This window comes from Nostoc sp., assembly GCF_036919495.1.
Lineage (GTDB): Bacteria > Cyanobacteriota > Cyanobacteriia > Cyanobacteriales > Nostocaceae > Nostoc.
In genome coordinates, this window is the sequence record NZ_JBALBZ010000112.1 from 1 (window position 1) to 22,390 (window position 22,390).

Below are 22,390 nucleotides of genomic sequence, written 5' to 3' on the forward strand. Positions count from 1 at the left end.
TTTATAGTACTTTTAGCAGATTATTGACACATTTTTTGACATTGTTTGATGCCTATATCTTAATAGTTTGGCATAACAAGTACTGAAGAACCATATGTAATTATGCCAAATCATTTTCATGCAATTATATTTATTGATAAATCTTGGGATTCAGCAGAAATTTATGAAACCTTAGATGTTAATAATGATAAAGAGCGTAGAAAGATGATATTGCCTAAAGTGGTAGGGCGATTTAAAATGTTAGCTGCTAAGGCTATTAATCAGATCCGTGAAGTTGAAGGATCGTTTTGGCAACGTAATTATTATGAGCATATTATTCGTAGTTATGAAGATTGTCAAAGAATCCGAGAGTATATTATCAATAATCCGATGCAATGGGAACTGGATGAAAATCACCCGTCTCTCGTTAAAATCAAGAAGAATAATCGTAAATCACGCACACAACCATCGTAGGGGCAATTCATGAATTGCCCCTACGGTGTTTTGGAGAAATTAGACCCAATTTTCTATTCAAATTTTTTGTAGATACTCAGGTGGCACAGAATCCACTAACCAAACACCATTAGCAGAACAATAAAAGATGTAACCCGCCTGATGCATTGCCGCAGTATATACTGCAAAAACTACTGGTTTTCCATGTCTTGCACCAACAGTTTGCGCTGTTGGAATATCCTTTGATAAATGGACATGATGTCGTGACATTTTGCAAAGTCCTGTTTGCAGAATTGCCTCTACAGATTTACGCCCCGTGCCATGATAAAGCTTATCTGGGGGAACAACAGGTTCTAATTGTAAATCGACTTTTATACTATGTCCTTGGTTCGCACGAATCAGAGTACCTGTAGAATCAAAAGAAAAGCGTTGTTTATCGTTGGATTCAACTACCGCCTCTAATTCCTGACGCGTAATCGGAAACTTGTTTTTAGCACAAGCAGTAAGTAATTCATCAACAGCAACCCAACCACTGGGAGCAAGTTTAATTCCAATTGCATCCGGTGTGTGTCGCAAATATTTACTGAGATATTTACTAATTTTGACGAGGCGAGAATCACTCATAAGGTTGTGGTTGGCATAAGATATACTACAAATATATATTTTTAATGTTACATCACAATTTTCATTGATGGTTTTAGTTTGTGTTAATTGAGAGAATTTGTCTGCCTATCATGGCTAATGCTACCCCAACCATGATAATAAGTGTCACCTTCCCACCAGGAACGAGTAATTGATTTATACTATCTGAGTTTTCTTGTTCTTGACGTTGCTTCCAACTCATTAATGCCGGAATAATTCCACCTAGAACTGAAATACCAAATGTTCCAGTGTAATCTAGGGCAGTAAAAAAGATGCTGGGATTGAGGGTTCCGAGAGTCATTGGCGGGAAAAGAGCTAGTGAATAGAGGGATAGGCGACTAGAAAGTTTGCCCTGTGCAATTAGGAAAATATCTTTGAGTAAATCCAGCAATCCGTACACAAATCCAATGAATGATGTAGCGATCGCAAACTCTGAAAAAATGGATACTAGCACTCCTAACCATTCCCCCGCGCCACCTGCTCGGAGAACTTGCAATGGGTCAAATAACAGTTCTACCGTTAGATGTGCCATGTAGCATATCGGGACTGACGCTTCCTAAAATTACGGCATTCCACGCCAAGAACATAATTAGAGGAATCACAGAACCAATCAAGATAGACTGACGAATTTTGCGGGCATCTCCTTCGAGTTGCGTCACAACTAACGGCACAACGTTTTGGAAAAATAGCGCCACAGACATCACTGAAATAGCACTACCAAGGGCACTCCAGTTTTGAAATAAGAGTTGGGTACTCTGAATGTGTCCTCCTGCCAAAAACAATAGTCCCAAAAAGGAAACGATGACAATTCCAACAAAGGCGCTGTTTAATTTCTCAATAAATTTTTCTCGCCCAAGATACATAATGCCACCAAATAAAAGCGTGAAAGTTGTTGTGCCCACCCATGTAGGCAATATCTGCACACTCCAGATTTTTGCCGTCGCAGATCCTAAAATCTCTCCACCTTCGGTGATGTATGCCACCAAAAGAGCATAATGCATGAACAAATATGCGCCGCCTGCAAGTCGCCCTCCCGCCTTACCAAGGATTTTCTCAACAACTGCCAAAAAACCTATACTCGGATGTCCTTCTATTCGTATTGTGTTTAAAGTTACTTCTGCAACCAGTAACCCTGAAACTAAAGCGTAGAGCCAAACAACAATCAGCCCAGATGTGGATGGCACAATCCCAGACGGCAGAGTAACGGCTGGTAAAGCGAGAATCCCAGCCCCAACGGTGGTTCCCGCAATTAATGCAGTATTTCCCAATACACTACCCGGTTGATGATTGAAGTTTTTTCCATCAAATTCGAGATGAGAAAACAAACGAGTTACTTGCTCTGAATTTTTTAGAACGGTCTTTATGGGAACCATACTGAATACCCGTACTTAAACCAAAAAGTTAATATTAACATCTGTAAATATTCTTTATAAAAGCCCTAATGTTCATGCTTTATCAGGCAAATTTTCGTGATTAATAAGCGTAGGCGTAGCCCGTCGTAGACATTGCTACTTCATCCTTAACACAACTTTTGGACTGTAAATGTTACTTCTAGCACTTGATTGATTTTTACTTTAGTATTTGGGGCGATCGCCTTACAGTTTCCACTAACTTTACTCCGTGATTGGATTAAAACTTTTTATACTAGTGTTGATTACTGTTTGTGTTGGTGCAATAAAGAATTGACAGTTAACGGTTGCAGCAGATGCATATATCGTGCGATCGTGCCCTTTCCCCTAAACCATCGAAAGCCCTTGTGACATTGACTATTGGATTAACACTGGTTACGTTGGTGGTAAACCGCCAAGATTGCTTATCTGAGTAATTTGTTAGAAAAGCCAGTGTAAAGGGAACACTTCAAACAAGACCTTATGCTGAAGATATTACCCAAAATCCTATGAACACCAACAACCCTTTGCAGACAATACAAACAAGTTTCCATACTGCTTTAGGTGCTGTCAGTGAATTTACTGCCCTACTTCAAGAACCGCAAAAATTCACAAATTACCTTACCCAAATACAACAAAAACCGGAGCAATTGTTCCAAGATTTCGCGGAAAAAGGCAAAAATATGGAACAAGATATGACTAGCTTTTTCCAAAATTACTTTTGGGGAGATGGTAAAAAATTACCATACCCCAAATATATAGAGCGAGCAGATGGACAGGCCTTTAATCAACCCTACGAAATCAAAGGGACAAAAATGTACGGCTTTGTCGTTGAAGGTTCAATGGCGAAGTTACAAGAGGTGTGTGATAAATATCTTAACGATCCCAATAACGGAGAGATTGAATATCGCCCAGCGACGAACTATCTCCTCTTGACTTTCAACAAGATAGATTCTTTAAGTTCTATTTATCCACCCGACTATGATAAAGGAACTGTGCATGAAGAAGAAGCCATCTTTTGGATGTTAACAGTGGTAGGTAAAAGAGTTGGGCCTTTATTCATTGCCGAACGCCTAGCTTTCTTCATGCCTTACTTGTACGTAAATAATTCTCCCATCCTAGTTTCTGGTAGAGAAGTCTACGGCTTCTTTAAACAATTTGGCACATTTCAGATTCCTGACTTAAACCAAGAACCGGATTTATTAACCGTAGATACCTTAGTATTTAAAGACTTTTCTCCGACAAGTCAATCTCTAGATGCACGCCTGCTAGAAGTTCAACGCATCAGTACAGGAGCGAAACACCAAGCTATCAAAACATGGGACAGTTTTGAAGAAGCAATAAGAGCGATCGCTAGCTTATTATTTAACAATGACGAGATTACCATTCCTGGCTTACAGTTACCCTTTAATCTCCTCGAATATCTCATAAATAAAGTCGTCCCTCTCGTTACCCTCAAACAAATCCGCGACGTAGAAAACAGCAAAAAGGCCTGCTATCAAGCGCTGATTGAATCGCCCATGCAACTACAAACTTTCTATGGGGGAAAACTCTTTGGCTTTGATGGTTTTGGCGATCAATTTCAATTAAAAATCAATAATTTCGCTAACCAACCAATTGTCCAAGACTTAGGACTAGGCAAAGGTTATCCCGCAGGTAGCGAATCAGTAAATATCCCCGTAAAGCTTGGTTTCGTCCTACATTTCGACTTCACCCTCAAAGATGGAAAAGCCGTATGGCAAGCACCATAGAAAAATTAGTGAGTGCTGTTAGCGCTAGCGGGCCGTTGAGCCAGTACTGAGTAAATTATCTCCCTTGTCTTCTGCTTCCTTCTTTACCCTTACCATGCAAAGAAAAACAAATATGTCCGAAACCTTTAAGCCAAAAAAGATCGCTATCTTAGGCGGTGGAATGGCATCATTAACCACCGCTTATGAATTAACTAGTCAACCAGGATGGGAGAGTCTTTACGACATTACTATTTATCAAACAGGTTGGCGTTTGGGTGGTAAATGTGCAACTGGACGTAACATCAAACCCCATGCACCTGATTGTGAACCAGACTACCGCATCGAAGAACATGGACTGCACATTTTTTTTGGATTCTATGAAAATGCCTTTCGTTTACTCAACCAATGCTACGAAGAACTTGGTGGTAACGGACCTTTCAGCACCATAGAAGATGCATTCAAACCCCACAGTTTGATTGTCTTAGAAGAATACATCAATCAAAATTGGGTAAATATACCTTTTAATTTCCCTACCAATTCTCTAGTTCCCTGGAAAGGTGGCGGTACTTCTTCTCTTTGGAAACATATCTGCACCACCATCAAATTCGTCATTCAGACTTACGCAGAAATTGAGAATTACAACCAGTTGCATCCTGACAAAAGCTCCTCAGCATCTGTTGCTAAACAAATAGCATTAGGCAAAGAGGTAATGGAATTTTTATCAGATAGTAGCCTCTTGCAATTTCCTAGCCAGTTGATTCAGTTATTTTTTCAAGAACCTATTTTTTGGGGAAAATGGCTTAATAATATCAACCAATACATTGGCGATATCTTCCAAAACCTAGACTTGACTTCTGAAAAAACGTTCTTAAATCTTGCCTACAACCTAGCTCAATCACTGCCTAAAAATCCTAAAACTCATAGACGTGAACATCACCAGTTAATTCTTAAGCTAATAGACCGTTTTAAAGAACACTTGAGCCATCAAATAGAATCTAAAAACTGGCAAAATCCTGACATGTTTTGGCGTTTCACACTCATCGATTTAGCATTAGCAAACATCCGGGGTTTATTTGTAGATGAGGTAATTGATTTTCGTTCTCTAGACAGTTTAGATGAGTACAACTACAAAGACTGGCTAATAAAACACGGAGCTAGGGAATCAAGCGTTAAATCAGCATTTATTCGCGTCTTATACGATTTAGTGTATGGTTTTCCAGAAGGCAATGCCAATAAACCACAACTAGCAGCAGGAACAGCCATTCGTGTCCTCACCACTATCTTGTTCAAATACAATGGCGCAATCATGTGGAAAATGCAATCAGGGATGGCAGAGATAGTCATCACTCCACTATATGAAGTGCTAAAGAGTCGTGGTGTAAAATTCAAGTTCTTCCATGTTGCCAAGCAGTTGCACTTGGATAAAGATCAACAAACAATTGCAAGTATCACTTTGGCTCGCCAAGTAAATTTAAAAAACCCCGAGCAAGAATATCAACCACTCATCAAAGTTAAAGATGTTCGTTGCTGGCCTAGTGAACCTCTCTACGATCAGATTGTCGATGAAGAAGCCCAAAAACTCCAAGATAAAGAAATTAACCTTGAGTCATATTGGACACCTTGGCAGAATGTAGACAAAATTACCCTCACCAAAGGCGATGATTTTGATATTGTGTTGCTGGGAATTTCTATAGCCGCCTTACCCTCTATTTGCGGTGAACTAATCGATGCCAAAAAAAATCCAGCTCATCAAAAATGGTACGATATGTTAACTCAAGTTAAGACAGTAACTACTCAAGGCGGACAAATATGGCTTAAGCCTACCTTACCGGAATTAGGATGGCAACAATCTAGTCCCGTGATTGGAGCTTATGTTGAACCACTTGATGTCTATGCAGATATGAGCGAGTTAGTGCAACGAGAAAATTGGCCTTCTGAGCATTATCCTTATAACGTAGCTTATTTCACTGGCGTAATTGCAGATCCAGGTATTCCTCCCCAAACAGAATATGATTTCCCAGCTAAAGCTCAAAAAACAGTAGACCAACAAGCAATTAACTTCCTCAACAATTACATCGGACACCTTTGGCCTGATGCTACTCACCCTAAAAATCCCCAAGGTTTGAATTGGGATTTACTAGTAGATTTTCAAAACCGTCAGGGAGTAGAACGCTTTAAAGCTCAATACTGGCGAATTAACATTAACCCATCAGAACGCTATGTACTTTCTGTACCTGGAAGTACCAAGTATCGACTCAAAACTGATGAATCTGGATTTGATAACCTTTACCTAGCTGGCGACTGGATTAACAACGGTTACAATTCTGGTTGCGTGGAAGCTACAGTAATGTCTGCAATGCAAGCAGCACGAGCTATTCTACACCAATGCTTCAATATAAAATACACCAAACAAATTATTGGTGAGTGGGATTCTTTCTTATAAAAGTATATCTAATTTAATGAGGTGTATTTTGACAAACTCAATAAACTTTAGCATTATATAGATTTTGCAAACCTATATAATTTGGTAGTATTATACATTTTTAATATTTGTTATATTACATATATTAAAAATGTATTTGCTATTCTATAAATAATAAGATTACTATTTCAAAATTTTGTAAATTTATCTAAAATATTAATATAAAAATGATTACATTATCAAATTACCAAATTATAGAGTTAATTGATGAAGAAGCAAAAACCGCTGTTTATCGGGCCAGTAGAAATAAAGATAGTAAACTAGTAGTTATTAAACTTTTAAAAACAGAATACCCTGAGCTAAAAGATATAGCAGCCTTAAAACATGAATATGAGCTAATCAAAAATTTAGATATCCCAGGAGTTATTCAAGCTTATAGCTTAGAAAAATATAACAATGGCTTTGCCATTGTGTTAGAAAACTTTGATGGTAATTCTCTCTACAAAACTATCCAATTAAGAAAAATCGAGTTAGCTGATTTTTTAAAGATAGGCATTCAAATTACCCAAGCTCTAGGTGAATTACACCAAAATTATATTATTCATAAAGATATTAAACCACAGAATATTATTGTTAATTTAGAAACTCATCAAGTTAAAATTATTGATTTTTCTATCTCATCACTACTTTTTCAAGAAAAACCCAAACTCAGTAATCCTGATTTGCTTGAAGGAACTCTAGCCTATATGTCTCCAGAGCAAACAGGAAGAATGAATCGAACAGTTGATTACCGTACAGATTTCTATTCGTTGGGTGTAACTTTTTATGAAATGCTTACAGGTCAGTTACCATTTCAAGTAATTGATCCAATGGAGTTAGTTCATTGTCATATTGCTAGACAACCTATACCAGTATATCAGTTAATCCCAGAAACTCCTCAAGTAATTTCTGCAATTATTATGAAATTACTCAGCAAAACTGCTGAGGAAAGATATCAGAGTGCTTTTGGAATTAAAGCTGATTTAGAAAACTCTCTCAGTCAGTTAGAGCTAACTAATTCTATAATTGAATTTTCCATTGGTCAGCAGGATCAATCTAGCCAATTACAAATTCCTGAAAAGTTGTATGGTCGAGAAGCAGAAATAGATATCTTAATGACTGCTTTTAAAAAGGTTAATCAAGGACATAAAGAATTAATATTAGTTGCAGGTTATTCGGGTATTGGTAAATCAGCATTAGTGAATGAAATCCATAAACCTGTTATCAAAAATAGAGGTTATTTTATTGCAGGTAAATTTGAGCAATTTCAGCGCAATATTCCTTATGCTTCGCTGATTCAAGCATTTCAAGAGCTAATGCAGCAATTACTAACAGAAAATGAAGCAAAATTAGCCACTTGGAAAGAAAAACTTTTAGAGGCTCTAGTTCCAAATGCTCAGATTATTATTGATGTTATTCCTGAACTAGAATTCATTATCGGGAAACAACCAGAAGTACCACAACTATCTTCAGCAGAGTCACAAAATCGATTTAACTTGGTTTTTCAAAAGTTTATCAATTTGTTTGCTCAAAAAGAACATCCATTAGTGGTATTTTTAGATGATTTACAATGGGTAGATTTAGCTTCATTAAAATTAATTCAGTTATTGACTACAGATACTGAAATTCAATATTTATTAATAATCGGAGCTTATCGAGATAATGAAGTTGATACTAGTCACCCTTTAATGTTAATTTTGCAGGAAATTGAAAAAAAGGGTAGTTCTGTCAATATTATTCATTGTCAAAATTTAAAAATTACTGATGTTTGTCAGTTAGTTAGCGACAGTCTAAAATCTAGCTTAGAGGACTCTAAAGAGTTAGCCAAATTGATTTTTAATAAAACTGCTGGCAATCCGTTTTTTATCAATCAGTTACTCAAGTTTATTCATCATGAAAATCTGCTTTTGTTTAACTTGGTTACTGGTCAATGGCAATGGGATATTCAGCGAATTCAGATGCTAGAAATTACTGATAATGTTGTTGAATTAATGATCGGTAAAATTCAAAAACTTAAAGACACTACACAAAATATTTTAAAAATAGCTGCCTGTATTGGTAATCGATTTAATTTCAATATACTATCTTGTATTAATGAAAGTTCTCATAATGACACAGCATTAGATATTTGGGAAGCACTACAAGCTGGTTTACTCATACCTCTAAGTGATAGCTATAAACAACCACATCTATTAAATCATGTTGATGTTTTTGTAATTGATTATAAATTTCTTCACGATCGCGTCCAACAAGCGGCTTATGCATTAATACCTGATGAGCAAAAAAAGGAGATTCATTTAAATATTGGTAGACTGCTATTAAAGAATATAGGCGAAGGCTTTTTAGAAGAAAAAATCTTCGATATTGTTAACCAATTCAATATCGGTAATGAGTTAATTGATTCTCCCGAAGAAAGATATAAACTAGCTGAGTTAAATCTTATTTCTGGACGTAAATCTAAAGATTCTGCTGCTTACGAATCTGCTGTAAATTTTCTGAGGCAAGGTCTAAGCTTACTTGCAATCGATTGTTGGCAAAACTATTATGAGTTAACTCTTGATCTTCATGTAGAAACAGTAGAGGCAGAATATTTAAATACAAATTTTGAGCAAGCAGAAGCATTGTTTACTAGTGTTATAAATAACAGTAAAAATATTCTTGATGCTGTTAAAGTATATGAAAAAAAGATTCAGTTTTATGTGGCTCAAAATCGAATGCGAGAAGCATTAGATTTAGATTTGCAGGTGCTAGAGATGTTGGGAGTTTCATTGTCTCAAACTCCACCAGCAGAGTTAACAATTGAAGAATTAGTCAACCTGCCAGAAATGACTGATGCTCATAAGCTAGCTGCCATGAGGATACTAATGACAGCCATGCCTCCCGCTTATTTAGCAGATCCTGCACTTTTACCACTGATTGCTTTTACGATGGTTGATTTATGTGTGCAGCATGGCAATTCATCTTTTGCAGCTTATGCCTATGGTTTTTATGGGCTAATTTTATGTGGGCCTCTTAAGGATATTGAATCAGGATATCGTTTTGGTAAATTATCTTTACAAATATTAGATCAATTTAATGCTAGAGAAATTAAGTCTAAAGTTTACGCCTTGTTTAATATTTTTGTTAGACATTGGAAAGAACATATTCAAGCAACTATAGAACCTTTGGAGGATGGTGTTCAAAGTGGTTTAGATACAGGAGATATTGAGTATGTGGGTTACAATGGCTTGTTAGTTTGTTGGCATCCTTTTTGGATTGGAGAAAATTTAGATATTCTTGAACAAAGATTAGAACAATATATTAATTTAGCGCATAAAATACAGCAAGAGCATTTTACAATTTGTCTACTGATATTAAAACAGATGGTCATTGAGCTAGTTAAAAGACAGGATAATAAATCTTGTTTAGATGGTGAGAGTTTTAATGAATCGGTAATGCAAAGAATGGCAGGAAATATTACAGCCATCTTTTATGCTTATCTTACCAAAAGTATTTTAAATTATTTCTTTAAAGATTATAGTCAGTCTGTTAAAAATGCTCAATTAGCACAACAGTATGAAGTTGCAGCTAGTGGAACCACTTATCTACCTCAATATAAGTTTTATTATTCTCTAGCATTGTTGGCTCTCTGTTTAAATACTACTTCCCAAACAGAGATAAAAACTGCTATGGATAAAGTAGAAGAAAACCAAAAACAATTAAAAGAATGGGCGGCTCACGCGCCTGTAAATAATCAGCACAAATATGAACTAGTAGAAGCAGAAAAAGCACGATTTTTAGGACAAGTATTAGTAGCGATGGAACACTACGATTGTGCAATTCAAGGCGCTCATAAGTCTGGATATATTCATGAAGAGGCGCTAGCTTATGAATGTGCGGCAGAATTTTATCTGAGTCTAGGAAGGAATGAATTTGCTTCGCTATACATGACAAAGGCACACTATGGTTATTGTCGTTGGGGAGCAGGTGCTAAATTTAATGATTTGGAATTAAAATATCCAGAATTAATTACTAAGGTTTCTACTCACTCTCAAGTAGGGTTTACAAGTAATACTATTACTACTTCCACTGCTAATGAAAAATTAAGTGGACTAGATTTAATCACAGTTATTAAAGCATCACAAGCTTTATCAGAAGTAATATTATTAGAAAATCTGCTAGAAAAATTAATGACAATTGTGATTGAGAATGCTGGCGCTCAGACTGGTGTTTTACTTCTCTATAAAGAAGGCAAATTATTTATTGAAGCTCAAGCAAGTGTAGAGCAAGATGATTTAACTGTTGGTCAATCACTGCTATTAGAAAATAGTCAGCAATTACCTATATCTGTAATTAATTATGTGACAAGAACACAAAAAAATGTAGTTTTATCTGATGCCAGCAATGAAGGAAGTTTTACAAGAGATCCGTATATTATTGACCATCAAATTAAATCGATGATGTGTACTTCTATCGTTAATCAAGGCAAATTAATTGGGTTACTTTATTTAGAAAATAATTTAACAGTAGGGGCATTTACTTCCGATAGAATACGAATCTTAAAGATCCTTTTTTCGCAAGCAGCTATTTCTTTAGAAAATGCCCGACTTTACGCTAACTTAGAAGATAAGATAGAGGAAAGAACTAGGGAATTAAATGAAAATAATGTACGATTAAAGCAAACACTGCACGAATTAAAACTAACTCAAACCCAGCTTATTCAGACAGAAAAAATGTCTAGTTTAGGACAAATGATTGCTGGTATTGCTCATGAAATTAATAATCCTGTAAGTTTTATTCATGGCAACCTAGATTATATTGAGAATTATACACAAGATTTACTTAGCTTAATTAATATTTATCAAAATACCTATCCAGATTTAATACCAGAAATAAAAGAGTTTTTAAAGAATATTGATGTTGATTTTATTAAAGAAGATATTCCTAAAACTTTATCTTCTATGAGAAGTGGCACGGAACGCATTCGGGAAATTGTGCTGACATTGCGTAATTTCTCTCGGTTAGATGAGGCTGACATGAAACCTGTTAACATTCATGAGGGGATTGAGAGTACCTTACTAATTTTGCAAAGCCGTCTCCAAGTTAATCCAGGTAAGCCTGCAATTGAGATTATCAAAAATTACGGTAATTTGCCAAAAGTGGAATGTTATGCTGGGCAACTTAATCAGGTGTTTATGAATATTCTGAATAATGCAATTGATGCTTTGCAAAAGTTAAATCAGCAAAGAAAAGTAGAGGAAATTAGGAGTAATTATAGTGCGATCGCTATTCGTACCCAAGTAGTTAATTCTGATTTAATCGTCATTTCCATTAAAGATAATGGGGTAGGTATGAGTGATAGCGTTAGACAAAGAATATTTGATCCTTTTTTCACTACTAAACCTGTAGGACAAGGTACTGGTTTAGGATTATCCATCACTTATCAAATCGTAGTAGACAAACATCACGGTACAATAGAGTGCATTTCTGCACCAGGAGAGGGCGCAGAGTTTATTATTCAAATTCCCTGTCGGCAAAGCGGGTAATCTAGCAACACCAATGTGAACTAACAGAGATTTGATGATTTGGGCAGCTTACACTGGGTTCAATCTAATCCCCCAGAAAACAATTTCCCAACTTGCGCTAAATCTACATTCCCACCACTGATGATGACACCAATCTTCGCCTCTGGTGCTGTCACCACACCTTCGAGTAAGGCTGCTGCTGCGAGTACTCCGGTAGGTTCAACTACAATTTTCAGACGTTCCCACAAGAAAAACATGGTACGAAGGATCGCTTCTTCCGATACCGTCACCATATCATCGACGTAATGCAGCACTAAGGGAAAAGTAATTTTACCAAGGCTGGGCGTCCGCGCACCATCAGCGATGGTATTAGGATTTTTGACAGTTTGCAGCGTTTTGGTGTGAAAAGAGCGGGTAGCATCGTCGGCAAGTGCTGGTTCTACCCCGATTACTTTACAATTGGGTAAAAGTGACTTGGCTACGATCGCACACCCTGAAAGTAATCCGCCACCGCCACAACAAACTAATAATAAGTCCAATTCACCAACTTCTTGGATCAGTTCTAAAGCAGTTGTCCCCTGTCCAGCGACTACATGGGGATGATCGTAAGGAGGAATAAGTGTCAAAGAGCTTTCGCTTGCTAAATTTTGGGCTAATTCTTCCCGGTTTGTTTCTTGGCGATTGTACAAAATTACCTTTGCACCATAACCACGAGTGGCAGTTTGCTTAACAGCCGGAGCATCATCAGGCATGATAATGGTGGTGGGAATATTTAGTAATTGTCCAGCTAAAGCGATCGCTTGGGCGTGATTTCCTGATGAATAGGTGAGAACGCCTGTTTGTTTTTGTGATACCGATAGTTGGGCTAGGGCATTGTATGCACCTCTAAATTTAAATGCCCCCGTGCGTTGAAAATTTTCGCACTTAAAGAATACTTGGCTATTGGTGCGATCGTTAACAATTCTAGAAGTCAGTACAGGCGTGTAGTGGGCAATTCCCAAAATTCGCTCTTGTGCTGCTTGCACGTCAGTTATGGCAACGGAATTATGCTGTGGCATTGATGATGATATTAAATATTTTTGCTCTTGTTTATATAGATACAGATTTTTATATTTCTGCCAAATATGCTTGATTGAAACATACTCATTTCAGGTGGATAGCATCATTTATTGTCTGCATAAAAATAGCTACAGCAGATATTATATCTTACTGTAGTAATTTTTATAAAACTTAAATTAACTAACTCACGGTTGCCATTTTTTTAGCATGAATAAAATATCTGAAAGTCGGCAAAAAAAAACTGTTCTAATTACAGGAGCCGCTAGTGGAATAGGCTATCAATTAACCCAGATTTTTGCTCGTCATAGTTATAATCTTGTGTTAGTAGATAAAAATGAACAAAAACTTACTGAAATTCTAGATGAATTTCCGCAAAAATTTGGCATTTTTGTGAAAATTTTTGCTCAGGATTTATCTATCCCAACATCTCCAGAAGAAATTTTCACAGAATTACAGCAAGCATCGATAAAAATTGATGTGCTGATTAACAATGCTGGCTTTGGTACTTATGGAGAATTTAACGAAACAGACCTTGCCACTGAACTGAAAATGCTCCAGGTAAATATAGTGAGTTTGACTCATTTAACTAAGTTATTCCTCAAGGATATGGTAAAGCAAAACTATGGAAAAATATTAAATGTGGCCTCCTCTGCTGCTTTTCAACCAGGGCCTCTAAGGGCAGTTTATTTTGCTACTGAAGCCTATGTATTATCATTTTCTGAAGCGATCGCTAATGAATTAGAGGGCACAGGTGTCAGCGTAACTGTTCTTTGTCCAGGGCCAACAGCATCGGAATTTCAACAAACATCAGCAATGGAAGATTCAAAGATTCCTAACATTAACAGAATGATGGAAATGCAAACCGTTGCTAGGATTGGTTATCGGGGCTTAATGAAAAACAAAACTGTTATCGTTCCTGGTATGAGAAATAAGATATTGACTGAAAGCGTAAGATTTACACCCAGAAATTTAGTAACAAAGGTCGTGAGAACTATACACGAACTCAAAAAAAATAGGTAGCCTTGCAGTAGGAGAGCAGGAGGGAATTTTGGAAGTTGCTAGATGATCCTGCTTCCTCTGCAACCACTCTATTTTCAACTAAATTGCGAGAGTCCTTTTTCTCAACCATCCACCAGAAACCATAGGCATCAGCCATACTCCTCCCACAACTGCGTCACTGAAGGTTTTTATTATGAAGCCCATAGTAAATATATGCCACAAGATAGCTGCTTTTTGGATATATATATGCAGTTAAAGTTAGGCATAAGTACCTGGAGCATAAAAATAATTAAAAACTACAGAGAAAAAGGTTTTGTGACTTACGTATAAACGTTTGTATGTTCAGGAACGCCCATAGGATAATCTGCAATCTCTGGTGGAGTCTTCAGAAAAAACAAAAAAGCGGGTTTTTAGAAGTGAGTAATACTAAGTGAATTTTCATAAATTACTTTATATATTTGGTATTTAATTTTGTTTTTATATGTACAGCATCTATCAAAAACTATTTAAGTAGAGCTATTATTTATTACTATCTTTAGGATTCCTAATTCCCTTACCATAGTAAGATGTGCTATCACTATCTCAACCTTTATTATATTTATTAAATAGAAATTACAGTTGGCGTAAAGAGGTAAGTAATGGCAATTAAATTGAAAGTTCCAGATATCAAAGGTGATGAGTGCGCCAAGAAAATAACTAAATCTATTCAGACTATGGAATCTGATGCCAAAGTAGATGTAGACGTTAAGGCAAAAACCGTAACTGTAGAAGCTGGCGCTTCTGAAGAGACAATTAAACAGATAGTTCAATCTGCTGGTTATACTATCGAGGGCTATTAATTACTTCATCTAAATCTCTTCAGAAATTTAGATGAAGTAATTAAACCAGCACAATTGCTTAGTCATATATTCGCCCGGTTTCCGGGCGGAGTATTATTAATTACTCTACTGAATTAGGACTTTCGCATCAAATACGAAATGTAGCGGCAATACCTGAATTGCCTCTACGGAAAATCAAGGCTTTCACTGCCTTTTTGCGTAAGTCCTATTAATAAAGAATTTAAAGCACTGGTAATTTATGAAAACCCGATCAACAGATGCTTTTATCTAAAAAATCCGTTGATCGGTTTTAGCCGTTTGCAAAAAATCGTCTCATACCATTTCACTTTAATAATGATACAAATACGCTCTTAAGGGCATGGCAATGCCATACTCCTACGAGAAATCTATATGTATCAGGATTTTCGTGAATTGGTATCAGAATAGGCTTTATCTACTTTGATAGTTCTGGTGTGAAGAGCATGTGGCTTTCACCAACCCTATCAAATGCAGGTGTAGACCAGCGATCGACTACTTTGCCCAAAATTGACATTTCTTGAACTAAGCGGTCAAATTTATCAGGGGTGAGAGATTGGGGCCCATCGGATAAAGCTTTTGCGGGATTGGGATGAACTTCAATCATTAAGGCATCTGTACCAGCTGCGATCGCAGCCATTGCCATCGATGGAACATATTCAGACCTACCAGTACCATGACTAGGATCAATCATAATCGGTAAATGGGTCAGCGATCGCAACACCGGAAGCACTGATAAATCTAAAGTATTCCGGGCATATTTGCCATCAAAAGTTCTGATTCCCCGCTCACACAGAATCACATTGGGATTTCCAGATGCCAAAATATATTCTGCCGCCATCAGCCACTCGTCAATTGTGGCAGACATCCCCCGCTTGAGTAGCACAGGTTTATCTTGAGCGCCTACCTTTTTGAGTAACGAAAAGTTGTGCATATTCCTAGCTCCGATTTGGATTATGTCAGCTACTCTCGCCACTGCTGATAAATCGGCAGCATCCATGAGTTCTGTGACGATACCCAAACCAGTAGCTTCGCGTGCTGCTGCTAACAAATCTAAAGCGCTTTCACCATAACCTTGAAAGGCATAAGGTGAAGTGCGAGGTTTGTAAGCTCCGCCACGCAGAAACTGCGCTCCTGCTGCCTTCACGCGCTTTGCAGTCTCCACAATCATCGCTTCATTTTCAACAGAACAAGGCCCAGCTACCACTACGATGGGATGACGTTCGCCGAAATAGACATCACCATTAGGTGTAGGTACAATAACCTCGCTGGCTTCTCCATCTCGGAATTCTCGGCTTACGCGTTTGAAAGGTTGTTGCACCCGTAATACTTGCTCAATCCAAGGGCTGAACTCTTGAACTTGTAATTTATCAATGCTAGTGGTATCACCAATTAGCCCCAGCACAACTTTATGAGTGCCAACGCTTTTTTCTACCGTGACTCCCCAAACATCACTCAGTTCTTGGCTAATGCGAGTAATTTCCTCAACAGGCGTAGCGTTCTTAAGTATGATAATCATCTGTTTTTCCTTGCTTATAGTTTTTGGGTGTAATACAGTCCGTTCGTAGGGGTGCAGCAATGCTCATATGTGTCAACTCAACGTGAAACCCTTGTAATGACGTGATATTCAGTTCTCTGGCTTCCCATCACCATCCGCGTTACCCCACCCTAACCCTCCCCTTGTCAAGGGGAGGGAACAAATTTCCTGTTTCCCCCCTTGACAAGGGGGGATTAAGGGGGGTAAGACGCCTGTGGGACATGCATTTGAGCTTAAGTTGACACCAATGAGCATTGCTGTGCCCTTACCTTGGGAATTAGCGCAAAAATGCCGCAAGTTGTTCTAGCTTTGTCCAAGCTGCGCCGCTTTGCAGAATTTCCTTGGCAAGAGCAATACCTTTAACACAACCTGCTAAAACATCAGTTTCCCCATCAATGGCTTCACTAACTTGCAGTGCGAGGGCTGTATTCAAAGCGACAACATCCTGCTGCGCTTGAGTGCCTTTACCTTGGAGAACTGCCTTCAAGATTTGGGCATTTTCTTGGACGTCTCCACCGCACAACGCCGCAGTTGGTGCGAAACTCAAACCAAGTTCTTGAGGATTCAGCGTTAGAGAACGGACTTTTTTATCTTGGAGTACAGCTAAGTCAGTGACATCTGCCAAACCAGCTTCATCTAAACGTTCCCGTCCGTGAAGTGCGATCGCTTGCTGACATCCCAATTGCGATAAAGCTTGAACAATCTCCTCTAATAAAAGCGGATCGTTGACACCAATAATTTGCCCTGTCGGCCGCATGGGATTTACTAACGGGCCGAGTAAGTTAAAAACAGTCCGCACTTTCAAAGCTTTTCGCAAAGTAGCGATCGCTTTAAGTGCAGGATGCCAGCCGGGAGCAAACAAAAAGGTGATTCCGACTTCACCCACTGCGGCTTGCACTTTCTCAGGAGTGGCGTTGAGATTTATACCCAAAGCTTCCAACACATCAGCCGAACCAGTTTTGCTGGATGCGGAACGATTGCCATGTTTGGCAACTTTTACCCCGCCGGCGGCGGCAACAAAGGCAACAGCAGTGGAAATATTAAAGGTTGAAGCGCCATCTCCACCAGTTCCGCAGGTGTCAATTAGGGGGACTGGGGATTGGGAAAACTCTTGCCCAGTCCCTACACTTTGAGATTGTAAGACGGTGGCCATGCCGACTAATTCTTCGGCAGATACACCTTTAGCTTGGATTGCGGTTAAAATCGCTCCTGATAAAACATGGGGAATAGCATCTATGAGCCAACCTTGCATCAAATCCGCAGCTTGGGAAACTGTCAATGATTGCCGATTTAGCAACTGTTGTAATAAAGCTGGCCAGTTGTAGAACTCAGAAGGAATGGCGATGTTTTCGGGTGGAGTTTGAGTTACAGCGATCATATTCGTAATGGGCATAGAGGCATTGAGCATTGGGGACTTCCAAATAAAAAAACATCCAATAATTTCTTGTGGGGTGGGCATCTTGCCCGCCCTGAATCTAAGGCGGGCAAGATGCCCACCCCACAAGATGGGATAATTTATTTCTTGAAAATTCCTTAGTCATTAGTCATTCACGAAGGACAAATGACTAATGACAAATGACAAATTAAGGAATCAAAACTTTTGCGACGGTTTGCACGTCTTTGTCACCTCTACCGGAACAATTGATGACAATGCGGGGGTTGCCTTCTAATTGAGGACAAAGGGTTTCGAGATATGCGATCGCATGAGCAGTTTCTAAGGCTGGGATAATCCCTTCGAGTTGCGAAAGCCTTTGAAAGGCATCTAGTGCCTGCTTATCGGTAACACTGTAATACTCGGCGCGACCAAGATCCTTTAAATAACTATGCTCAGGGCCAACACCGGGATAATCTAATCCGGCACTAATTGAATGGGCTTCGATGACTTGACCATCATCATCTTGCAGTAAATAGCTCATTGCACCATGCAATACACCTATCTTTCCTTTTGTCAAGGTAGCAGCATGTTTTTCTGTATCTACACCTTCACCCGCCGCTTCGACTCCGATTAAGCGCACCGAAGGTTCATGCATAAACTCATGAAACAAGCCGATCGCATTGGAACCTCCACCCACGCAAGCCAGTAGAATATCTGGTAATCCTCCCCATTTCTCATGAGACTGAGCGCGAGTTTCTACACCAATTATCGCGTGGAAGTCACGGACAATCATTGGGTAGGGATGAGGCCCTGCAACAGAACCCAGGATGTAATGAGTTGTTTCTACATTCGTCACCCAATCTCGAATTGCTTCAGAAGTTGCATCCTTGAGAGTTCCCGTACCTGCTTCTACTGGACGAACTTCTGCGCCCATTAATTTCATGCGGAACACGTTCAGGGCTTGGCGTTCCATATCGTGGACGCCCATGTAAATTACACATTTCAAACCAAACCTAGCACATACAGTTGCAGTGGCTACGCCGTGTTGTCCTGCACCTGTCTCTGCAATCACCCGTTGCTTACCCATGCGTTTAGCGAGTAACACCTGAGCTAAAGCATTATTAATTTTGTGAGCGCCTGTATGATTTAAATCTTCGCGCTTTAAATAAATTTGCGGCCCCGTGCCATCTGGTCTAGCGTAGTTTGTTGTCAGGCGTTCAGCAAAATATAATGGGCTGGGTCGTCCCACATAATCGCGCAGTAAGTTTTGCAGTTCTGCTTGGAAACTTGGCTCATTGCAATATTGATTAAATGCCGCTTCCAATTCAGTTAATGCAGGCATTAAGGTTTCGGGGACGTACTTACCGCCGAATTTTCCAAACCTGCCTAAAAGGTCAGGTAGCACAGGCGTAGTTGAAATTATAGCGTTGATGTCTTGGATGCTTACCACAGTTGAAAATCCTTTATGTTCAAGTATTTTTTACTTTCGTTCTAACTTTTTAGAACTTATTCCACTGATAAAATTCTCTTCGCGTTTCCTTTTCACGGGTTTCGTAGGTATAGCCGAGTTCCCTGTGATTCAAAACGTCTATAGGGCGCACCAAATCGTCGGAGTTAAAATTTGGTAATAGGGGTACTAAATCTCCTAACGCGGTAGCTTTGGGGGTAGACATACCGCCGTCCCAAGGCCACATTAGGTCTTTAAGATTGTGTCCGTAAGGCTGACTATGACCATCGGGAGGATAAAAATCGCTACCTTGATGACCGTTTTCTTGCCATTGGGCCCATAGGCGGTCTACGTTGGCATGATGCAACCAAAACACTGGGTCATAAGGCGAACTTGGTATATTGCTCATAGTACCCAAGCCCTTAAATTTTACGGGTCTTGTGCTTGCGTCTATCTGCACCCCACCAACTAAACCATGAATGTAGTTATGGATAAATCCTCCTGGGGTGACTTTACCCTGCTCATCTACAGAGATAAATCCTTCCATAGCAGGGCGAAATAAAGAATAGTCATTAAGACGAAGGACACGCTCAATATCTTTTTTCGGCACAGGGTAATCAGTGGCAGGAGGTAGCCGGAGAAAGCGGACAAGTGATGTGCCTAAAGATGTGTTGGTATCTAGGTCAATGTTTAATGCTGGATTCATAACCCAGCCATTTGCAGCAGAAAAAGCGCCAGGCACAGGGCCACCTGTAAAATTTCCCTGATTTGGAATTTTGATGGTTATTCCTTGACCGTTAGAACCAAGAAAATCATCGTTAAAAACCACATCAAGTGATTTGGGGTCTGTCCAATCCCAGTATGGCAGAGTAACATTTGGGTCTACTGCTTGCAGTGCTTGTTCAAATCTGCGAATATATTCTCGATGCCAAGGGAAAAATGCGGCATTTTCATGAGCAAGTTCTTGAACGGAACCATTGGAATGTCCTTTATGGTTATGAATCAAGCGTGTTGCGCCTATATGTATGGCAACGAATTGGTCGTAAATACTGAGCTTGCTACCTGCGGGAATTGTAGTTTTTAAGGTTTTGATAGCCTTGACGAAGGCTGTTTTCTCTGCTGATGTCAGGTCAGTTACGTTCTTTCTTACAGCTAGGCGAGCGTATTGTCCAACATTGTGATTCCAATGATATTGGTATTGTCCGCGATCAATGCGATCGTGGGCGAAGACTGTAATAGCACAGGCGCTAACTAGAAGTACGCTATAAATTAATATTTTGACGGATTTCAGCAGGTGTTTCATAGCCAAGATTTCATTTGTATTTCTTCCTTTGCGAGCTTTGCGGTTTGGTATTCTTTATCGAACCACAGAGGCGCAGAGAACGCAGAGAGAGAAAAAAGAGAGCTTTTTTATTTTGCGGAAACAACTTGTTGCAGGGATACTGGAGTAATTGCTGCTTTCAGTTTCTGACACAATTCTTCTACAGCTTGCAACCCTTCTGTGGGGCTACCTTCAGCTAAACGTTTAACGAAGGCGCTACCAACAATCACTGCATCTGCACCCCATTCTTTTACTTGATGTGCTTGTTCTGGCCCTGAGATGCCAAAACCAACGCCGATGGGTTTATCGGTGACGCTTCGTAAATCTGTTAATAAATACTTTACGCGGTCTTGGATTTGAGCGCGGATACCTGTAACGCCTGTAACACTCACCAGGTAGATAAAACCCTGAGATTGATGAGCGATCGCTTCTATTCTATCTCTAGAACTGGTAGGAGCTACGAGTAAAATTACCTCAATTCCAAAAGATGCAGCAGTCTGGATTAATTCTTCTGCTTCTTCTAAGGGTAAGTCTGGTACTACCAACCCTTGCACCCCAGCAGTGGCAATTTTTCTTAAAAATGGCTTAATACCCCGGTGCAAAATGGGATTGTAATAAGTAAATAGAATTATCGGTGCTTTTAGGTTAGGACTCACCACCTGTAACATCTCTAGCACTTGCTCTAATTTTGTGCCATTTTGCAAAGCGCGGGTTGCTGCTGCTTGAATCACAGGCCCATCTGCTAGAGGGTCGGAGTAGGGAACGCCCAACTCGATGAAGTCTGCACCATTGCGATCTAAGATACGTAAAGCCTTGGCAGTGGTTTCTAAGTTAGGATCGCCTGCTGTGATAAAGGGGATTAAAGCACACTGTTGGCGATCGCGTAAAGTTTGAAAGGAAGCTGAGATAGAAGTCATTCTAAAAAATGGTTAATGGTTAGTTAATAGTTCTGGAATAATCAACACTTGGCAATTAGCGATGTCCACTCTAGATTTTTTGTCGTCGAGTCTTTGATACTCGTAAATGAGGTTTTTAGCTCCGTGAACGAGTCTTTTAGCTCCGTGAACGAGTCTTTTAGCTCCGTGAACGAGTCTTTTAGCTCCGTGAACGAGTCTTTTAGCTCCGTGAACGAGTCTTTTATCTCCGTGAACGAGTCTTTTATCTCCGTGAACGAGTCTTTTATCTCCGTGAACGAGTCTTTTATCTCCGTTAACGAGTCTTTTATCTCCGTTAACGAGTCTTTTAGCTCCGTTAATGAGTCTTTTATCTCCGTTAACGAGTCTTTTAGCTCCGTTAATGAGTCTTTTAGCTCCGTTAATGAGTCTTTTAGCTGACGAAGCGCCAAAATTTTCTGATAGAATTATTGGGTCTTGACCATCAATGCCATAAGCGAAAACCAAGCTAATAGGTATATGTTGCAAGAAAAAGATTTGGGTCTTGGGAACCAGGACTCCTGCCCTTGGAGGGAATGTCAGACTTTCTAGTACTACGAAGTCCTGGAGGCTGTTCCCGATGAATTGGGAAGCTCCGTCCGTCTTCCGGCGGGGTAGTTCACATGTCCCCTTTACCCGCATTCTGCAAGAAACTTATTTTCCCAAACATCCACCCAAGCGCCGTAGAAAGACTTGGTTTAATTTTTAA

Annotated in this window: 15 protein-coding genes and 1 pseudogene; 7 read left to right on the plus strand and 9 right to left on the minus strand. The window is 39.2% G+C overall.

Features of this window, described 5'->3' with window-relative positions; all coding sequences use genetic code 11:
* Positions 1-102 precede the first annotated feature (102 nt).
* On the plus strand, positions 103-453 hold the full coding sequence (locus V7K25_RS15695) for a transposase (RefSeq protein WP_335159425.1): 351 nt from the start codon (positions 103-105) through the stop codon (positions 451-453).
* Between the two features lie 57 nt (positions 454-510).
* On the opposite strand, the gene V7K25_RS15700 is transcribed toward V7K25_RS15695, so the two are convergent.
* Both V7K25_RS15700 and V7K25_RS15705 read right to left on the minus strand, forming a co-directional pair.
* The gene (locus V7K25_RS15700) at positions 511-1,056 is read right to left on the minus strand and encodes an RNA 2'-phosphotransferase (protein ID WP_335159427.1); all 546 of its coding nucleotides are present in this window, start codon (positions 1,054-1,056) and stop codon (positions 511-513) included.
* Between the two features lie 73 nt (positions 1,057-1,129).
* Positions 1,130-2,447 (minus strand): annotated as a pseudogene (locus tag V7K25_RS15705) (amino acid permease).
* 524 nt (positions 2,448-2,971) lie between these two features.
* Here V7K25_RS15705 and V7K25_RS15710 point away from each other — a divergent pair.
* The 3 genes from V7K25_RS15710 to V7K25_RS15720 all read left to right on the plus strand — a co-directional run bounded on the left by V7K25_RS15710 (position 2,972) and on the right by V7K25_RS15720 (position 12,178).
* The gene (locus V7K25_RS15710; RefSeq protein ID WP_335159429.1) at positions 2,972-4,213 is read left to right on the plus strand and encodes a hypothetical protein; all 1,242 of its coding nucleotides are present in this window, start codon (positions 2,972-2,974) and stop codon (positions 4,211-4,213) included.
* 112 nt (positions 4,214-4,325) lie between these two features.
* Positions 4,326-6,635, plus strand: coding sequence for an NAD(P)-binding protein (locus V7K25_RS15715; RefSeq protein WP_335159431.1), 2,310 nt, complete (start codon positions 4,326-4,328; stop codon positions 6,633-6,635).
* Between the two features lie 206 nt (positions 6,636-6,841).
* Positions 6,842-12,178, plus strand: a complete 5,337-nt coding sequence (locus V7K25_RS15720) for a trifunctional serine/threonine-protein kinase/ATP-binding protein/sensor histidine kinase (RefSeq protein ID WP_335159433.1) — start codon at positions 6,842-6,844, stop codon at positions 12,176-12,178.
* Between the two features lie 59 nt (positions 12,179-12,237).
* On the opposite strand, the gene V7K25_RS15725 is transcribed toward V7K25_RS15720, so the two are convergent.
* Positions 12,238-13,215, minus strand: coding sequence for a threo-3-hydroxy-L-aspartate ammonia-lyase (locus V7K25_RS15725; protein WP_335159435.1), 978 nt, complete (start codon positions 13,213-13,215; stop codon positions 12,238-12,240).
* Between the two features lie 208 nt (positions 13,216-13,423).
* On the opposite strand from V7K25_RS15725, the gene V7K25_RS15730 reads away from it, so the two are divergent.
* Positions 13,424-14,236: an SDR family NAD(P)-dependent oxidoreductase gene (locus V7K25_RS15730; RefSeq protein WP_335159437.1), complete on the plus strand. Its 813-nt coding sequence runs from the start codon at positions 13,424-13,426 to the stop codon at positions 14,234-14,236.
* Between the two features lie 617 nt (positions 14,237-14,853).
* Positions 14,854-15,054, plus strand: a complete 201-nt coding sequence (locus V7K25_RS15735) for a heavy-metal-associated domain-containing protein (RefSeq protein ID WP_335159439.1) — start codon at positions 14,854-14,856, stop codon at positions 15,052-15,054.
* 433 nt (positions 15,055-15,487) lie between these two features.
* Here V7K25_RS15735 and aroF read toward each other — a convergent pair whose 3' ends face one another.
* The 6 genes from aroF to V7K25_RS15765 all read right to left on the minus strand — a co-directional run bounded on the left by aroF (position 15,488) and on the right by V7K25_RS15765 (position 22,149).
* Positions 15,488-16,588 carry a 3-deoxy-7-phosphoheptulonate synthase gene (gene aroF / locus V7K25_RS15740; RefSeq protein WP_335159441.1) on the minus strand — a complete coding sequence of 367 codons (1,101 nt, stop codon included), beginning with the start codon at positions 16,586-16,588 and terminating at the stop codon, positions 15,488-15,490.
* A gap of 295 nt (positions 16,589-16,883) precedes the next feature.
* Entirely contained in the window at positions 16,884-17,984 is a 1,101-nt protein-coding gene (gene trpD / locus V7K25_RS15745) for an anthranilate phosphoribosyltransferase (protein WP_335159517.1), read from the minus strand.
* Between the two features lie 205 nt (positions 17,985-18,189).
* Positions 18,190-19,422: a tryptophan synthase subunit beta gene (trpB, locus tag V7K25_RS15750; RefSeq protein WP_335159519.1), complete on the minus strand. Its 1,233-nt coding sequence runs from the start codon at positions 19,420-19,422 to the stop codon at positions 18,190-18,192.
* A gap of 58 nt (positions 19,423-19,480) precedes the next feature.
* Positions 19,481-20,731, minus strand: coding sequence for a tyrosinase family protein (locus tag V7K25_RS15755; RefSeq protein WP_335159443.1), 1,251 nt, complete (start codon positions 20,729-20,731; stop codon positions 19,481-19,483).
* Between the two features lie 107 nt (positions 20,732-20,838).
* Positions 20,839-21,666, minus strand: coding sequence for a tryptophan synthase subunit alpha (trpA, locus tag V7K25_RS15760; protein WP_335159445.1), 828 nt, complete (start codon positions 21,664-21,666; stop codon positions 20,839-20,841).
* A 12-nt stretch (positions 21,667-21,678) separates the two neighbouring features.
* A complete protein-coding gene (locus tag V7K25_RS15765) occupies positions 21,679-22,149 on the minus strand; it encodes a hypothetical protein (protein WP_335159447.1) in 471 nt (156 codons plus the stop codon).
* A 112-nt stretch (positions 22,150-22,261) separates the two neighbouring features.
* Here V7K25_RS15765 and V7K25_RS15770 point away from each other — a divergent pair, with 112 nt between their 5' ends.
* Positions 22,262-22,390, plus strand: a complete 129-nt coding sequence (locus tag V7K25_RS15770) for a hypothetical protein (protein ID WP_335159449.1) — start codon at positions 22,262-22,264, stop codon at positions 22,388-22,390.

Excerpts from the sequence above, each read along its gene's own strand:
- aroF (WP_335159441.1), bottom strand. The coding sequence starts at position 16,588 with ATGATTATCATACTTAAGAACGCTACGCCTGTTGAGGAAATTACTCGC.
- V7K25_RS15715 (WP_335159431.1), top strand. The coding sequence starts at position 4,326 with ATGTCCGAAACCTTTAAGCCAAAAAAGATCGCTATCTTAGGCGGTGGA.
- V7K25_RS15725 (WP_335159435.1), bottom strand. The coding sequence starts at position 13,215 with ATGCCACAGCATAATTCCGTTGCCATAACTGACGTGCAAGCAGCACAA.
- trpA (WP_335159445.1), bottom strand. The coding sequence starts at position 21,666 with ATGACTTCTATCTCAGCTTCCTTTCAAACTTTACGCGATCGCCAACAG.
- V7K25_RS15735 (WP_335159439.1), top strand. The coding sequence starts at position 14,854 with ATGGCAATTAAATTGAAAGTTCCAGATATCAAAGGTGATGAGTGCGCC.
- V7K25_RS15695 (WP_335159425.1), top strand. The coding sequence starts at position 103 with ATGCCAAATCATTTTCATGCAATTATATTTATTGATAAATCTTGGGAT.
- V7K25_RS15710 (WP_335159429.1), top strand. The coding sequence starts at position 2,972 with ATGAACACCAACAACCCTTTGCAGACAATACAAACAAGTTTCCATACT.
- V7K25_RS15755 (WP_335159443.1), bottom strand. The coding sequence starts at position 20,731 with ATGAAACACCTGCTGAAATCCGTCAAAATATTAATTTATAGCGTACTT.
- V7K25_RS15730 (WP_335159437.1), top strand. The coding sequence starts at position 13,424 with ATGAATAAAATATCTGAAAGTCGGCAAAAAAAAACTGTTCTAATTACA.
- V7K25_RS15720 (WP_335159433.1), top strand. The coding sequence starts at position 6,842 with ATGATTACATTATCAAATTACCAAATTATAGAGTTAATTGATGAAGAA.
- V7K25_RS15770 (WP_335159449.1), top strand. The coding sequence starts at position 22,262 with ATGAATTGGGAAGCTCCGTCCGTCTTCCGGCGGGGTAGTTCACATGTC.
- trpD (WP_335159517.1), bottom strand. The coding sequence starts at position 17,984 with ATGATCGCTGTAACTCAAACTCCACCCGAAAACATCGCCATTCCTTCT.
- V7K25_RS15700 (WP_335159427.1), bottom strand. The coding sequence starts at position 1,056 with ATGAGTGATTCTCGCCTCGTCAAAATTAGTAAATATCTCAGTAAATAT.